We start from the raw sequence: 16,432 nt of genomic DNA on the forward strand, positions 1-16,432 counted from the left end.
TCAGCGTGACCGATCCGGTGAGGGCGTTGCCAGCGTTGCTCAGCGTGATGGCGTTGGCACCGGCGTCGAACGAGGAGGTTCCGCCCACCGTCAACGCCGTCGACTGCGTGATGCTCCCCGATGCGGTGATGGACAGGTTGCCGTTGATGGAGATGGTGCCATCAAGCGCAACGCCGCCGCCCGCGGCGTTCATCGTTACGTTCAATGTGCCGGCTGTGAGGGTGATGGAGCCGGTGTTCAGAACAGTGATACCGCCATCGGCCTGCAAGGACAGGGTGGCGGTATTCCCGCCCCCGTTCATGACGATCGCCGCCGCGACCGTGATGTTGCCTGAACCCGAGCCGCTGCTGTTGGTGACGATGGTGACGTTGGTTCCGGCGTTGAGGAACCCGCTGAGCGTGGCGGCGTCGATCGTCGCCGCCGCCGGGTTGGTTCCGTCGGGCTGGTAGTTCGGCGAGCCGGTGACGTTTGAATCGGCGTTGTCGATGACGATGTCCGTGGGGTCGATCAGAAGCGTGCCGGCCCGGCCTTGGTCGGCCGCCGCGAGATCGACCGACCCATGGAAACTCAAGGAGGATTTGCCGGACACTTCGGCGAATCCTCCATTTCCGCCGGTCCCGGCGCCGCGCGCCACGATCGACCCGCTGAACTCGGTCGACTTGTCCGACCAGACGATGACCTGACCGCCGTCGCCGCGCTCGGTGGCGCTTGCGTCGATGTGGGCGCCGGCCGCGACCTTGGTCTGCTTCGCGTTGAAGCGCAGCCCCTTCCCCTGCGGGCCGCCGCCGATCTGGACGGTGCCGCCGCCTCGGCGCCCCCGGGCATCGATCCGGGCACCGCTTTCGATCGCCACCTTCTGACCCATGACCTGAACGGTGCCGCCCACCGTTCCAGGGTCCTTCCCCTGAACGTCGAGCCGACCCGACACGGCCACCGTGCCGCTGTCCTCACCGGACAGAACGATGGTGCCGTTGACGTTCTGGACGCTCTGCGCTTCGACAACGCCATCCGTGTTGATGACCTTGTCGAGGATGCCGCTCGCGGCGCGCGCGGTCATGGTGACTCGTCCGCCGGGGGCGCGGATGATGCCGTTGTTGCGGACGAGTTCCTGCACGCCCTCGGGTGCCTTCTCCACCACACCGGTGGCTTCGAATCGCATCAGGCCATCGCCCTGGAAATCGACCAGGAAGGTCGGCGCACCGGCGAGGAGCACCTGCGACAGCCGCCCCTCGATCACGCCGGAGTTGCGGACGTGCGGCGCCACCAGGGCGGCGATGCCGCGGTCGGCCAGGGTGATGGTGCCTTCGTTGACGACGCCGGCGTCCGGATTGGCCGAGGCGCGATCGAAGTTGTAGGCGCCCGCCATGAAGTCCTGGTTGCGGATGTCGGCGGTGGTGGCGAGCAGGCCGCCCACATCGACGCGGGCGCCGCTTTTGATCAGGATGCCGTTGGGGTTGACCAACCAGATGTTGCCATTGGCCTGGAGCGAGCCGGCGATGTCCGACCGCGCGCCGCCGGTGACGCGATTGAGCGTGATGGCGTTGGCGCTGGGCTGCACGAAGCGGGTGATCTCGCCCGGGGCGATGCTGAAGCCTTGCCAGTCGATGATCGCCTTGTCGGTGGACTGCCGGACGACCACCTCCCCCGGCTGGCCGCCGATCGAGGCCGAACCGCCGACGACGGTGCCGTTCACCGGATTGGCGAAGGCCGGGGTGGCGTTCAGGGCCAAAGCCCCCACGGCCAGGCAGCCGGCCAGAGCAAGGACGCTGGTGAGGGCCGACGTTTCGAGGAATCGGCCGCGCGGAACCTGAAAACCCTGGACGGTGGTGACGCCAATCGGCTTGGCCGATGCGGGATGGGGGCCGCGATTCCGCAAGCGGGAGGCCGTCTTCGAGCTTTTCGACACCGAGGACTTCCGCATGATCCGCATCCCTTATCTGCCCACTGTCTTCTTTTTGGTCTGCCGGAACGGGGCTGTCGGACCCCGGCCGGGTCAGTACTGGTAAGTCAGTGAAAAATTGAATCGTGTTTTGTGAGAGCTGTCGTTGTCGATGATCGTGGTCGTCAGCGGACGGCTCACCTCGACATGACCGGCGAGACCTTCGATGAAGTTCATCCGCAACCCGGCGCCGGTGGACCAGAGATGCCCTTCGAGCTGCGTCCCCGTCCAGTTCCAGACGTGACCGGTGTTGACGAAGGAATAGGGTGTAACGGAATCGAGGAAATCGAGCCCAAGGGCGATCGGGTAGCGCAGCTCCGCCGCCGCCGCGATGCCGCGGTCCCCGGACAGAGCGGCCGGGTCATAGCCGCGCCCGAAGGTGGTGGCGCCCACCACGAACTGCTCGCTCGCCAGCAGGGGTCGTCGGCTGTACTGCCCGGCGGCGCTGAGCACGAGTTCCAGCGGTGACATGAGCGTCTGGACGCGGGAAAGATCGAGCCTGTAGCTCGTAAACTCCCCGCTGGCGCCGACGCGGGACAGATACTGGCTGGACGAGGTGCTGGCGTTCATGATGGGAAGGCCCTGGCGGATCTTGAACGTCAGCGCGCTGCCCCCCATCAGGCTGTCGCGCATGCTGGCCGTCAGGCTGCCCTGCAGCACCCGCAGCCGGTCCCGGGTGTATTTGGCCTTGGCCACGTCGGTGTCGCCGTTCAGGTATTCGAAGGCGCCCCCCGCATAGACCGACAGATCGCGCGAGCGCAGCAGCGGGTAGCGCAGGCCCGCGCCAAACTTGAACGTGTCGCCGCGGACTTCCAGCGGTTCCAGCAGGTATCCGGGAGCGACCTTTCCGTAGAGCGCGAATCCCTGAACGGACAGACCGTCGCTGCCGATGAACTGCTCGTAGGTCAGCTGCCCCATCTTCTGTTCGCGGACCTGGCTCGTGGTCAGGGCGGTGAGGCTGGTCCGCTCGCCGAAGGGCGTGAAGGAATTGGCCGACAGGCCGGCGACGACGCCGGTCGGCCCCAGATAGCGGGATCCGTAATTGTCGACGGTGGCGTAGCCGTCGAACGGCTTGCGTTGGGCGGTGATGACTAGCTGCGCGGCCCCGAGCGTTGTGCTGGAGCGCCGGAAATTGCTCTGCACCGCGTAGCCGGGAATGTCGTTGGCCAGCAGGAGATAGCGCTCGACATCGGACAGGCGAACCGGGCGGAGCGCGACGATCTTTTCGACGAAGCCGCGGATCAGCGGTTCGGCCGGGCCGGCGTCACCGTCGATCACGACGTCGCTGACATAGCCTTCGATGATCTGGATCGTGAAGACGCCGTTGCGGATGGTCTGGGCCGGCACCAGGGCGCGGCTCAGGAAATAGCCGTCCTCGCGGTACCGCGTTGCGATCTTGTTGGCCAGCTCGAACAGCGCTTCCAGCGTTACGGTCTTGCCGATCATGGACTGGTACAGCGGCGCGAATTCGTCGCGCGTGTACGCCTTCATCCCGGCGAACTCGATGCCCGTCAGCACAAGCGTCACGCCTTCGGCTCCCGCCGGTGCCTTGCTGGTCGGGGATTGCGGCACCGAGATGGCGCCGGGCTCCGTGTCATCCGCGGTTGGCGGGGCGATGCGTTCGATTCCCCGTCCGGGCTCCACATCGCCCGGCAGGCGCAGTCCCCTCAAAGCGTCCGGTGACAAACCCTGCGCGAAACCGGTCTGCGCCACGGCCGCCAAGGCAAGGCCGAACATGCCAATGGGGAGGAAACCGGGAAGTTTTCGCATTTTCCCTTCCGACAGTTCGCGCCGTTTCCAGACACGGGAAAAAGGCTGTTGAGACAAATTCAATGCGCTTTGGCGCGGGAAGACCGCAACGCTGCCCGGTGTACCGGTTTTTCCTCACCCAAAAAGGCGTAGATAGCTCAAATGAATTATTAACAAGAGCAAAAGCGATAGGTCAAGCTACATATACGATTGAATATGACCGAGAATCGTGCTTTCAGGCGATTGATTGAAAAGATATTTCCAAAAAAGTGTTCCGCGACACCGATTGCCCGCGAGTGTCGACCCTCGCCGATGCGCTTTCCGGGGGGATGGCGCATCACTGCGTCGGCGCACCGCCTCCGACCAGCGTGGTGTGGAAGGGCGGAGGCAGGAAACGTTCCGCGCAGTCTTGCGGTGCGTCCGCTCCGGCGGACTCGACGAAGCGCGCGGCCAAAGCCGCGGCGCAGGAGCTGGTGCTCAGCACATCATGGCCCAGCCCGCGAAAGCGGACGACCTTGGCGTCGCCGAGCGTCGCCGCGAGGGTGTCGGAGCGCGCCGTCGGGGACAGCGTGTCGTAGACTCCGGTCAGGATCAGGGTGGGTGTGTTCGTCGCCACAGGGCGGTAGAAGGCCGGATCCGCCGGCGGCAGTTGCAACACCGGGCAGGCGACATCGTAGTCGGTCTCGATGGAGTCGGCCACCACCTGCGGATAATAGACGGCGCCGGCGGCACGGGCGGCACGGGCATCGATGCGCGGGCGGTTCTCCCGGCACCCGACGACCAGATTGAGGCCGTAGGCAAGGTGATCGAAAATTTGCCAGAAGGGTTCCGGCGCCAGGATGTCCGTCAGCAGCCGTGCGTCCGCCTCGCGACGTCCGGCGCTGACCTTGTCGAGATAATCCAGCATGGCGGGCACCCGAACCGTCTCCGCGCCGGAACCGAGATGAAAAGCCAGGGTTCCGGCGATGACGGGCCACCCCAACCGGAGCTCGGTCTCGCGGCCGTTGCGGGGATCGCGCACCCGCAAGGCCAATGGTTTTGCGGACAGCGCCTTGGCAATCCGCGGCACCGCCCCGGCCAAGCTCGGGAAATGCCGGGCGCAAGCCGTCTCCGAAGCGCAATCCTCGACCACGATCCGGAACGCGCGCTGCACTGACGCCAACCGGTCAGCGTCCAGCCATGTCGAGGAAGCCGTTGTCGGGGAATTCAGGACCAGCGTCCGAATGGCGTCGCCGTCCCCGCGGACCAGTTCCTGCGCCAGAATGGTGCCATAGGATGTCGCGACAACGTTCCAGGTCTGGATGTCGAGCGCACGCCGCAGGGCGGCGACGTCCAGCGCGCTCTGTCGCGTGTCGAAATGCTCCAGACGATAACCAGCCGCTTGCACCGGGCCGAGGCATCCCAAGACATCGTCGGGGGTCAGGCCGCCGTACCAGAAGCGCATGGGGTCCATGGCCGGGCAGCGGAGCGATGGAACGGAGCGGCCGGTTCCCCGCTGGTCGAGCAGAATGATGTCGCGGCGCGCCCGCATTGCCTTCAGCACGGTTCCGGCGGATCCGATCTCGTCGCTGCCCGCCTGTCCGGGGCCGCCGGTCAACACCAGCACCGGTTCCGCCTGCGGCCCCGGCCCGGTGGCCGGCAACACCGTCACGAACACCTCGACCGCCGGCTCCGCCACCGCCGGCCCCGCCACGGTCTGCCCGGCGGTGTGGTCCCAATTTTGCGGCACCGTCAGGATCGCGCAGCGCGGGGAAGGCGGAGCCGGCGCTGTCCGGTCGGGCGATGGGCACGGCGCCGTGCGCAGAGCGCCGTAGGTCGGTCCGGCGGGTGTCGTGGGCGCGGATGCCGGTGTTGCCGGCGCGACGGCGACCGGTATCACCGTTGCCGCCGGTCCCGGCACAGCGGGAGGCCGGTCCCCACGAACCGCCCATAAGGACGCAGCACCCACCAGGGCGCCCACCAGGGCGGCGAGTAGGGCGGCAGCCAGCCCGATCCGGAGCGACGGCATGCGGCCCATCCTCAACGGGCGACCGTCTCGAAGAAAACGGCGTCGCTGGACATTTCGCGATTGCCTTCCCCGAGATTCGACAGCTTTGCCCGTAGAGCCGGAAGATAGTCGGCGGCGCGTTCGACCTCGGGCCGGTTCGCGCCGAACAGCGGCTTCTCCGTCAGCACCGCCATGATCATGCCCGGCCCGAAGGGGGCGGAGACGTCGTAGACCCGCGTGTTCTTGTCGACCTTCGTGGCGTCGGCGCCCAGGGTGAGCGATTGCCGCGCGCGGATCTGGCCGTCGCGGCGCAGAGGCATGGGCACCATGTGCACGACGTTGCCGTCCAGATCCAGGTAATCCACCGTGAGATGCCCGCTGTGCATGCCGGCCTTGACGGTCACCATCAGCGTATCCCCGTCGCGGTAGACCAGGGACGGCTTGTTGAGGTCGATCCGGAGATGCTCGCCGCGCATGGCCTCGGTGGGGGGAATGGCGATGGATAGCGCCTCGCAGAAGGGCCACGGGCGGACAGAGAGCGAGAGGTCGATCCTGCCCGCCATGGTCTGATCGCCCAGCCGTTCGCCGAGAAGGCGGAGGTCGGCGTCCGAGCCGGCGTAGCCCGACACCGCGAAACGGCCGCCGCTGTGACGGTCGATGTGCAGGCCCGCGCAGGACAGGCCCTGGCGGGCCTGCTCCAGGGTCGCGCGCACATCGTCCGCCGTCGGTGCGGGCCGCGCGGTTCCTGTCGGGGTGGGAGACGGCTGAACCACCGCCGGTGGCTCGTCCGCGACGGTCCGGTGCGGGGTCGTATAGGGCGCCGTGTAAGGCGCTGCGGGGGGCGTTGCCAGGGGCGTCGTCGGGGGCGTTGCAGGATCGGCCGGCGCCACCGGCGCCATGGACGGCGGCGGTGGAGGGACCTCGGCCGTCGTCACGACGGGCTTGTCGATGACCACCGGGGCGGGGCTGTCGGGTGCTGGTGTGGAAAGCGCCAGATAGCCCATCACGCTGCCGATCAGAGCGGCCGCGAGGCCGGCGGCAACGATCAGCCCGACCGGACGGGGACCCTTTCCGGCGCTGCCTCCAGTCTTGAACACTGTGCGGGAGCGGGCGTTGCAGGCGCCGATCAGCGAGGCGGCCGATTGCGTCCGCTTGGCCGGGTCCGGCGCCAGCATTTCGGTCAGCACCTCCCGCAGTGGCGACGGAACGGCGCCGAGATCGGGAACCCGCTTGCGGCGTTCCATCACGCTTTGCGGCGAGTTGCCCATGTCGAGCGGCCGGCCGAGCAGGGCCGCGGCCAGAACGAGGCCGAAGCTGTAGATGTCGGACCGGGCGTCGACCATGCCCCCATGCATCCCGACCTGCTCCGGCGAGGCGTAGGAGTATTTCCCGGCGAACCCGTCGCCGATGATGGTTGCGGCGTCCGGCGTCGTCTGCTTGGAAATGCCGAAGTCGATGATCTTGGCCAGCTCGATCCGGCCGCCGGGCAGGATGATGTTGTCGGGGGAGATGTCGCGGTGAACCACGCCCTTGTCATGGGCGACGGCCAGACCGGCGGCGATCCGGTCCAGCAGAACGGCCGCGTCCGAAGCGCTGAGCGGGCCATCGCGCATGAGGGCGGTCAGGGAGGGGCCGTCGACGAATTCCATGACGAGGTACAGGCGGCCGAACTCGTCGCGGTTGATGCCGTCGTAGGCGACGACCGCGTCATGCCGGACCTGCCGCAGCACCGAGGCCTCGCGCCGGAACAGGTCCACCAGTTTGGGGTCCTGGGCCAGTTCGGGCAGGATCACCTTGACGGCGTGCAGCGTGTTCAACTCGACATGGCGCGCCCGGTACACCTCGCCCATGCCGCCGCGCGCCACCACCTGCTCGACGATGAAGGTGTGGCTGAGCAGCATGCCGGGCTGGATGGGTGTGGATGCGCCGGACCCCATCCATGGACCGGCCGTCGACACCACCACCGGGGGGGGCGCCACCGTCGCGCCGGCCGCTCCGGCCTGGAGATCGCTCCGGGCGCCGCCCCGCGTGTCGGTTTGCCCGGAGGGGGGGCCGGACGACGATGGGGCGGCGCCCCGTCCGCTGCCGGGAGCGATCACCGTTGGAGTATAGCCGGGAAGCGGGGCCGGCGCCCCGTTGCCGTCGGCCGGATCGGTCTCGGGTGCGGAAGGAGCGTTGGGCGGCTGTGTCATGGAAGGGACTCATCGGCGATGGCGGTGGGGCGCTTCTTCAGCACGAGGGTGTCCACATCGTCCGTGCCCGGCGTGGCCTGGCAGGAGACCGCCACGACCGTGACATTGTCGGACCCGCCGCGCTCCAGCGCGGTGGCGACCAGCGCGTCGACGGCGCCGGCAAGGTCGGTGGCGGCCAGCAGCGCGGCCAGCTCGCGATCGCCGACGAATCTGGTCAGGCCGTCGCTGCACAGCAGGAACAGGTCGCCCGGCTGCGCGCGGCCCTGCCGCATGTCCAACGCGAGGTCGTCGACGGCGCCGATGGCGCGCGTCACCTCGTTGCTGCGCGGGTGGCTGGACATCTCATCCGGGTCCAGGGCACCGGCATCCACCAGCTCCTGCACGACGCTGTGGTCGTGGCTGACCCGGAAAATGCGCCCGTCGCGCAGCAGGTACAGACGGCTGTCGCCGGCCCAGACGCAGGCGAAGTTCCAGCCGGACAGAAGCAGGCAGACGACGGTGCTGGCAACCGGCCCGCCACTGCGCTGGCCCTGGATGCGGAGCTGTCCGTTGACCGCCTCCAGCCCGCTCTTGACGGCGGCCATCAGGGCGGGCGCGCCGTCCGGCGCGGCCATCGCCTCCAGCGCCTGGGTGATGGCGGCGCTGGCGTACTCACCGCGGTGGTGGCCGCCCATGCCGTCCGCCACAGCCCACAGACCGATCTCGGCGCGGTCGAGCAGGCTGTCCTCGTTCAGCTTGCGCACGCGTCCGACGTGGGTGGCCGCCGCCGAACGGACGGTCAGAGGACCGAGGGGGGTGATTCGGCTGCGTGTGGTCATGCTTGGACTCCCAGGGGCCGCACCGACACCGCGAGCCCGTCCAGCCGCGCCCATTCGCCGTCGAGCAGGCTGTCGAAGAGGCCAGCCGGGGGAAGCCCGGCGGCGGCGAGCAGGGCCGGGGTCATCCGCTCCGATCCTTCGGTCCACCACAGGCTGATCCGTTCGCCGTGCCGCGCCCGCAGCGTATCCTGCGCGAGGCCGGCGGCGGCTTGCAGGAGCGTGGTGCCCGCTTCCCCGACCGGATTGCCGCCGTCCGCAACATTGCCGTCCGGAGCGCCCAGCGCCGCGACCTCCCGTTCGAACCGGTCCAGGGCGACGCCCTCGTCGAGCGCGAGCAGGGCGGCCTTCTCGGCGCGTTCGCGCCAGGACCGATGGCGGAGCGCGCCTTCGAACAGGTTGCCTGTCCCGGCCAGAGGGCCGAGGACCAACAGCGGGAAGTAGCGGCCGACCTGATCGACGCTGGGGATCATCAGACCGGTCAGGGCGGAGGAGCCGGCGATGCCGGCGTCCAATGCGAAATGCCAGATGGGGCTGGTCAGATAAAGGTCCAGCCAGCCGGTCCCCAATCGGTCGCGGCTGGCCGCGATGCCGTCCTGCAGCCAGCCGTCCAGAACCTCCACGACCGGTGCCGGCAGGTTCCGGGTGACGAAATCGCCCCGGATCGGGAGCTTGCCGTGGAAGCCGGCGCCGGCCCATTCCGCCTCGGCCGCCATCACAACGCCCCCGGGCAACGGAACTCGCTCAATTCCTTCATCGCGAAGGGGTTGAGGACGCTGCCGGCGCGCAGTTCGAACCCCATGTTGCGGCCTCCGGCGGCGAGGGTCACCGTCATCCGGTCACGCATGCCGCTGGTGCCGACCTTCGCGCGGTCCAGCAGGCGGAACCACGACCACGGGCCGTCCACCACCAGATCGGGCGTCTGGGTGTCGTTCACGGTCACGCGGGTTTGCGGGCTCGGCCCCGGCCACTGCACCGGAAGGGGGCGGGTTTGGCCGGCGACGAGCGTGACGGGCTGTCCGTCCACCTCGATGACGGCCTGAGTCACGCCGCCGTCGAACGCGGCGGGCACGAGGTCGAATTTGACCAGAGGCCCGGCGCCGCCGGAGAAGAAGGCGTCGCGGATGGCGATGGCCCGCTGGAACTGCGCCAGCACGGCCGGCGCGATGCCCAGGTCGGCGCCGTCCACCTTCTGCCATTGCCAGGGCTGGCGCGTCATGTCGACGTAAGGGCGGAGTTGCTGGTTGAAGAAGCTGTCGATCAGGCCGTTCGGCCCGAACAGCTTCGCGAAATCGGCCAGCGTCACGTCCGCCGCGCCCGAACGGTAGACCGGGTAGCGGTTTTCCGTCGCCTGCCGGCAGAAGGGCAGGATCTGCGCCGTCCACTGGGCGTTCAGCTCGGTGCGGGTGGTGCCCACCGTGGCGCTGGAGCCGGCCCGGCCCATCTGCTGGGCCAGCGCCGCGACGGCACCCGGCATGCGCGGGGCCGCGGCGGCGATCTGCTGCGCGGGGGAGGGGCCGAGCGCCGCGCCGGGTGCGCCGGCCGACCCGCCCCCCTGCGTGCGGTTCAACTGAAGGTAGAGGTCGTTCAACAGCCTCATCAGGTCGTCGAGCGATCCCCCGGCGACCCCCGTCCGGCCGTCGACGAAGCCGTGCAGCGGCGCGAAATGGTCGTCCACGGCCTTGCCGGGCTCCGGCAGAGCGCCGGCCGCGGCGGTGGTCGTGGCCATGACCGAGGCGAGCCGGTCGGCCCCCGGCAGTTTCGCCGCCGCCGCCACGCCGGAGGCGGTGGCCAGCGCGTCCGGCGCGGCGGCGGCCAGTTTGGTTTGCGCGGCGGCGGCCAGCAGGACGTTGCGCAACGGCGACGCCGGTCCGGACAGCTCGCTCGCCACGTGCGCGGCGACGGCCGCCGTCTGCATCGGAACCAGCGTCAGGTCGGCGAGCAGGCCATCCCAGCGGGCGATGTAATCGTTGAGGTAGAGCTGCAGGACGTCGCGGGACAACTGCCCGATTTGTCCGGTGTCGACCTGTCCCTGGTCTCCAAGCACCCAGCTTTCGCGGGCGATGTCCTCGGCGATGGTGGTCAGGCTGGGCAGCAGCACGGTGTAGAAGCCGTCCCGTGTGTAGAGGCCGGGAACGCCGTCCGACAGCCGCTTGCCGGACCGTCGGGCGAACACCCGTCCGGCCGCCGGTCCGCCGACGTCGACGATGCGCCATTCCGCCAGCTTGCGGGCGGCCGGAACCTGACGCAGTTGGGCGTAGGCGCGTTCAGCCAGCGGGAACCGCGCGAGCTGACGGCGCGCCTGGTCGATCAGCGGCGGGTCGAGCGGCACCGGGGTCAGCGGAGCGGACAGCAGCGCGTCGAGATGGGCCAGCAACGTCTCGCGCATCGGCCCGCCGGTCGGGTCCGGATAGAGCGCGGTCCAGTCGAGCGCCATCCATTGGCGGACGAAGCCAGCGTCCAGCGGTCCCTGGCCGCCCAGCATGAGGTAGACTTTCAACGCTTCGTACAGGAAGTCGGTGTTCTGCTGGTTCTGCCGGATCTGCGCCTCCAGCCGGTAGACCAGCGGCGGCAGAAGGAGCGCGTTCAGCGCACGGTTGTAGGTGCCGGCCGCCTGGGCGTAGATCTTGTCGCCCTGATACAGGCCGAAGCTCGCCTCCACCGGAGCCGGCTGCCCCTCCTTGAGGGCGAGCGCCCGCATGGTGTCCAGCGGCGGCAGGACGGTGTCCAGGCGCAGGTTTTGCCCGGCGTTCTTCGGGACGTCCTCGATCTGCTGGACGAAGCGGTCGGTGGTGGCCTCCGCGTCGGCGATGAGGGAGCGGTTTTCCCGGAAGCTGAAGGTCCAGGCGCCGAGCGCCGCGAGCGTGGCCATGAAGGTTGCCGCCAGGGCGCCGCGCTGCATCCACAGCAACCGCCGTTCGAGCTGCGGGTTGGTGCTGACCAGATTGGCTTCGGGGAAAATGACGCCGCGCAGCAGATGGGTCAGGAAATAGGCGCGCCCCCCGCCGGCGGCGTGGGGGATGGTGGTCTGTCCGGCCCCGACCATCCGCGCGATGTTCGCGGTCAGACGGTCGATCGGCGTGCCTTCCTGCGTGCCACTGGTGAAATAGACGCCGCGCAGCAGCGGCTTGTGCTCATAGCGGCTGCCTTCGAACACGTCGGCGATGAACTGCGCGATGGGCTCCCGCAGGGATGCGACCTGCGCCGGGAAGCCGAAGATGAGGCTGCGGCGGGTGGGGTCGGTCTCCTGCTGCAGGCGGTCGTGCAGGCGGCTGTTCAACCGCTCCAGCAGCAGGTCGAATTCCTGCGCGAAGCCGCGCTCGGCCGCCGCGTCCGGATCCGGAGAATAGGGCAGGGTGGCGCCCCAGACCTGCTCGCGCTGGCCCTTGTCGAGGTCGTCGAAATACTCGGTGAAGCCGGCGACCAGATCGCTCTTGGTCAGCAGCAGGTAGGTTGGAAAGCGCACGCCGAAGGCGCCGTGCAGCTCGTTCAGCCGCTGGCGGACGGCGTGCGCGTGGGCCGCGCGATCCGCCTCCGACCCGCCGGCCAAATCGGCAAGGCTGATCGCGACGATGGCGCCGCTGATCGGCTGGCGCGGCCGGGTCTTCTTCAGAAGGTCGAGGAAGCCGCGCCAGCCCGCCGCGTCGACCGCTTCGTTGCTGTCCTGCGTGGTGTAGCGGCCCGCGGTGTCGATCAGCACCGCGTCTTCCATGAAGAGCCATTCGCAGTTGCGGGTGCCGCCGACGCCGCGCACCGCGCTGCGGCCGGTCCGCCCGGCGGTGTGCTTCACGAGCCCGGAATTCTCCAGCGCCGTGCTTTTGCCCGATCCCGGCGGGCCGATCATCATGTACCAGGGCAGTTCGTAGAGGAAGCGCTTGCCCCGTCCGCCCCCGGCGTTGGACTTGCGCAGGACCGCGACGGTCTCGTCCAGCCGCGCCTTCAGGGCGGCGACCTCGGCCGCCGCCGGGTCGGCTCCGCCGGTTACGGCCTCCATCAGGACCGCGTCGGTTTTCTTCGCGCGGGACAGCGCCAGCATGGTCGCCACGCCCCAGGCGAGGAGCACGGCCAGCACCGCCGCGAAGCGGACGAGATCGGCGTCCAGCGGACGGACGTCGCCGATGGCGACCAGCGGCCCGACGAACCACAGGAGCAGACACAGGACCAACGCCCCGACGAGCGTCGTGAACCATCGGGCGGTCAGGATGTTGAGCAGGGACGTCATGACCGCGCCATCCGGCAGGTGGGGAAGGAAAGGGGCGTGGAGCTGCGGCGGCGACCGGTCATGCCCCGTCCGCCTTGCTGAGCACCACGTCGATGCGGCGGTTCTGCTCCCGCCCCTCCGGCGTGTCGTTCCCGGCGACCGGGTCGGAATCCGCCTTGCCGATGGTCTTGATGCGGGTCTTGTCGGACAGGGACCGGCCGATCAGCGCCGCCACCGCGTCCGCGCGCGCGACCGACAGGTTCCAGTTCGACGGGAAGCGGACCGAGCGGATCGGCTGGTTGTCCGTGTGCCCGACGATGGTGACCTTGCCCTTTTCGCCTTCCAGCGCCTGGGCGATCCGTTCGATGGTCGGCAGGAAGGGAGCCTCCACCGTGGCGCTGGCGGAGGCGAAAAGGCCGCGGTTGCGGATGCGCACGACGATGCTGTCCATCGTCTCCGTCACGGTGACCAGCCCTTCGGCGATCTCGCGCTCCAGGAATTTCTTGATGCGCGGCGCCTGCTGGTGCCGATCCGGAATCGTGGGTGGCGGCAGGGGCGGCCGGGCGATCAGCACGACGCCGCGCTGCGGCAGGGCGGCCAGACGGCCGAACAGGCTGTCCGAGGAGCCGCTCAGCGCAAAGCTGAAGCCGACATAGGCGAGCAGAAGCAGCGCGCCGGCCACCGCGCCGATCACCCACAGGGGAACAATGGCGGACAGCCGCCGCGCCGGCTCCCGCACCCCCATCCAGTGCGGCGACAGCCCGTCGTCCGGTCCGCCGCGCCGCAGCAGGCGGTGCAGATCCTCGCGCAGGCGGGCGATCTCCTCGCTGCCGCGCGGCGCGATGCGCATGTGTCCCTGGAAGCCCAGGCTGAGGCACAGATACATGAGCTCAAGCACCCCGGCGTTGCGGCCCGGATCGGCCTTGAGCTGGGCCAGATTGTCGAAGAAGCGCTCGCCGCCCACCGTCTCGCGGTGGAAGGTGCCGACCATGCCCTGCCGCGCCCACAGGCTGTTGCCGCCCCAGGGGGTGTTCAGCACGAGGTCGTCCACCGTGGCGCAGACCACGTAATGGGCGTGGCGCACCAGATCGCCGGGCAGACCGAGGGCGAGCAGCCGCTGCTCGAACGCCCGGATCTCCTCGGTCATCAGGCCGCGCAGCCGCTCGACGTCCGGCGGGGCGACCATCGTGCGCACCTTGGACACCATCAGAAGGATGCCGGTCGCCGCCGCCGCGACGGGCCGGCCCACCCCCGGGACCGGTCCGCGGCCCGCCTCCGCCGTGGCCGCCGGCCCGGCCCGGCCCGGCGCCGCGTCCGGCGGGAAGGAGGGCGGCGGGAAGGTGCCCGAAGCGACGGGCTGTTGTGGCCAGCCGGACGCCGGCGCGGCCTGCGGGGCAGCGGGGCGCCGTCCGCCGGGATTCGGGCGGATGACGGTGCGGTCCGACGGGTTGAAAGGATCGTCTCCGTTCACGACGTCACCTCGCGGATAGCCCAAAGATCCATTTCGATGTTCGGAAAGTCACCGGCGATGTGGATGGCGAATCCGCCCGAGGAGCGCATGGCGTCCCATTGCGGCCCGTTCCGTTCGAACTCGAAGTAGACCTTGCCGGCGTGATAGGGGATCTGCCGCGGCGCCACCGGAAGCGCACGGATATGGATGCCGCGCGATGCCGACGTGATGAGATCGCGGATCTGCTCGCCCGGGCCGATCTTGACCTGGCCGGGGAAGGTGGCCCGCAGCGTCTCCACCGGGGCGGTCGACTTCACCGCCAGCACGAAGCTGGTGTTGGACAGCATCGTCCGGTCGGTCAATGGCGCGTACCAGATGCCGAACTTGGTCTGCTGGAGTTGCATCGGCGTGGCCGCCGACTCGATCATCATGGTCAGCGCGTGGCGCAGTTCGCCCATCACCGGAGCGAAGCTCTTCTGCAGATCGTCGTGGCGGTAGACCGGGAAGTCCGGCGCGCGCCGCCCCTTGGCGAAGATGGTTGCCAGCTCTCCGGCGATCTGCACGCAGGTCCGGAAGAAGTCCTCCGGATGGATGGCGCCGATCTGGCTGAGATGGGCGATCGCCGGCTCGTACCGGTTGAGAACCAGAAGAAGCAGGTAATCCGCGAATTCCGCGACCCCCTTCACGCCGGATTCCGACACGCGGCCCGCCAGCGACACCGCGCGTTGGCGCAGCAGCCCGTGCAGTTCCGTGAGGAAGCCGGTCAGGACGGGCGACGCGGCGGCGGTCAGGCAGGGCGGGATGTAGCGGTCGTCGAGTACGACCGAGCGATCCGGGCGCACCTCGACGATGCGGGCCAGCCCGATGCTGATCGTGTCGGTCCGCGGATCGGTTTCCAGCGCGTAGCGCAGGCGTAGGCGACCGACGTGCAGGCGCGCCTTGCCGTTGCTGCCGCCCACGCTGTCGCCGATCTCCACCTCCTGGGCGCCGTAGCGGGCGACGGTCTGCGCGGCGTCGTCCAACTCCATCTCCACCCCGCCGGGATGGACGATGGGCAGAGTCAGGCAGACGATGCAGTCCCGGGTGTTGTCCGGCACGTCGAGGGCCGGCGGCGGCGAGGCGTCGTCGGGAATGGAGAAGGGGGTTCCGTCTTCCAGCACGCCGCTGCACCGGGCCACGGCGAACTGGCCCGTGGCCAGCAGGTTCCGGTTGATCTCCAGCCCGGTCAGGCCCCACGGAAAGCTGCGCAACGCGGCGACCCGGGCGCGGACCAGGCGTTCGACATAACGGTCGGCCTGCTGCAAATGCTGCGGCAGGACGAACATGCCCTCGGACCAGACGACCCTGTTATCCCACGACATACGCTTCGACTCCGCTGAACGGGTGCATTGGTTGGGGCTGTCTCGCCGTGGCGCGCACGGTCACGCCTTCCGGGGCGGGGAATCCTCCGGTGCGGACAGGTTCCGGACCTGCCGCTCGTAGGCCTGGGCGAACTCCCGTCCGAAAAGCGACTGGAAGTCGTCCTCCGCCTCGGCGACGATCTCCTTGTGGAGGTCCTCGTAAAGCTCCCAGTAGCGCGCCCGCCGGGCCGCCGGGAGGATGCTGGCGAGCAGGGACTGGCGGTCGAGCCGCTCCTTCAGCGTCGTCGGGTCGAAGCGCCGCAGCAGCGCCGACAACGCCGAATGCATGCCCACGCTGGTCGCCAGCTCGTGCTGCTGGATGTCGCGGAACCCTTCGCGGACGGCGTCCTCGCCCCGCAGGAAGCCGGGGCGCGGGGGTTCCAGAAGCTGCTGCGCGGTGGAGGCCGGATCGACCGCGAACTTCAGCGGGTTGTTGTTCCGCGCGCCGATGATGGTGCGGTCGATGCGGAACTCGTTCTTCAGGCTGGCGCGAACGGCGAGCAGACCGGCCAGCCCCTCCACCATCTGCCGGTAGATGCAGCCGGCCGCGCGCATGGCGGCGGCGGGATCGGTTCCGGACAGCGCCGTCGGGGGAAGCCCGGCCCCTTCCAGGAAGGCGGCCAGAAGCGCCCCTTCCGCGGCCGAGGGGGACGGGGTGGCGGACGGCGGCGGAAGGGGCGCTTCTGGCCGCCTTCCTGG

At 69.3% G+C, this 16,432-nt stretch carries 10 protein-coding genes; all 10 read right to left on the minus strand.

Annotated elements, in window-relative coordinates:
* Positions 1–1,921 (minus strand): filamentous hemagglutinin N-terminal domain-containing protein (locus tag DXK32_RS29735; protein ID WP_162801414.1); only part of this gene is annotated, 1,921 nt, incomplete at its 3' end.
* Between the two features lie 72 nt (positions 1,922–1,993).
* Positions 1,994–3,709: a ShlB/FhaC/HecB family hemolysin secretion/activation protein gene (locus tag DXK32_RS29740; protein WP_114861800.1), complete on the minus strand. Its 1,716-nt coding sequence runs from the start codon at positions 3,707–3,709 to the stop codon at positions 1,994–1,996.
* A 316-nt stretch (positions 3,710–4,025) separates the two neighbouring features.
* A complete protein-coding gene (locus DXK32_RS29745; protein ID WP_247877408.1) occupies positions 4,026–5,696 on the minus strand; it encodes an alpha/beta fold hydrolase in 1,671 nt (556 codons plus the stop codon).
* A gap of 11 nt (positions 5,697–5,707) precedes the next feature.
* Positions 5,708–7,867, minus strand: coding sequence for a serine/threonine-protein kinase (locus DXK32_RS29750; protein ID WP_114861802.1), 2,160 nt, complete (start codon positions 7,865–7,867; stop codon positions 5,708–5,710).
* Entirely contained in the window at positions 7,864–8,685 is an 822-nt protein-coding gene (locus tag DXK32_RS29755; RefSeq protein ID WP_114861803.1) for a PP2C family protein-serine/threonine phosphatase, read from the minus strand. The genes DXK32_RS29750 and DXK32_RS29755 overlap by 4 nt, the downstream gene beginning before the upstream one ends.
* Positions 8,682–9,398: a type VI secretion system-associated protein TagF gene (gene tagF, locus DXK32_RS29760; protein WP_114861804.1), complete on the minus strand. Its 717-nt coding sequence runs from the start codon at positions 9,396–9,398 to the stop codon at positions 8,682–8,684. The genes DXK32_RS29755 and tagF overlap by 4 nt, the downstream gene beginning before the upstream one ends.
* Positions 9,398–12,904: a type VI secretion system membrane subunit TssM gene (tssM, locus tag DXK32_RS29765; RefSeq protein ID WP_114861805.1), complete on the minus strand. Its 3,507-nt coding sequence runs from the start codon at positions 12,902–12,904 to the stop codon at positions 9,398–9,400. The genes tagF and tssM overlap by 1 nt, the downstream gene beginning before the upstream one ends.
* A gap of 58 nt (positions 12,905–12,962) precedes the next feature.
* Entirely contained in the window at positions 12,963–14,354 is a 1,392-nt protein-coding gene (gene tssL / locus DXK32_RS29770) for a type VI secretion system protein TssL, long form (RefSeq protein WP_162801415.1), read from the minus strand.
* Positions 14,351–15,694 (minus strand): type VI secretion system baseplate subunit TssK, encoded by a 1,344-nt coding sequence (gene tssK, locus DXK32_RS29775; RefSeq protein ID WP_114861807.1) that lies wholly within the window; start codon positions 15,692–15,694, stop codon positions 14,351–14,353. The genes tssL and tssK overlap by 4 nt, the downstream gene beginning before the upstream one ends.
* Before the next feature lie 60 nt (positions 15,695–15,754).
* Positions 15,755–16,432: type VI secretion system-associated FHA domain protein TagH (gene tagH / locus DXK32_RS29780; RefSeq protein ID WP_162801416.1), on the minus strand; the 678-nt coding region annotated here is incomplete at its 5' end.

Source organism: Azospirillum brasilense (assembly GCF_003349955.1).
Taxonomy (GTDB): domain Bacteria; phylum Pseudomonadota; class Alphaproteobacteria; order Azospirillales; family Azospirillaceae; genus Azospirillum; species Azospirillum brasilense_B.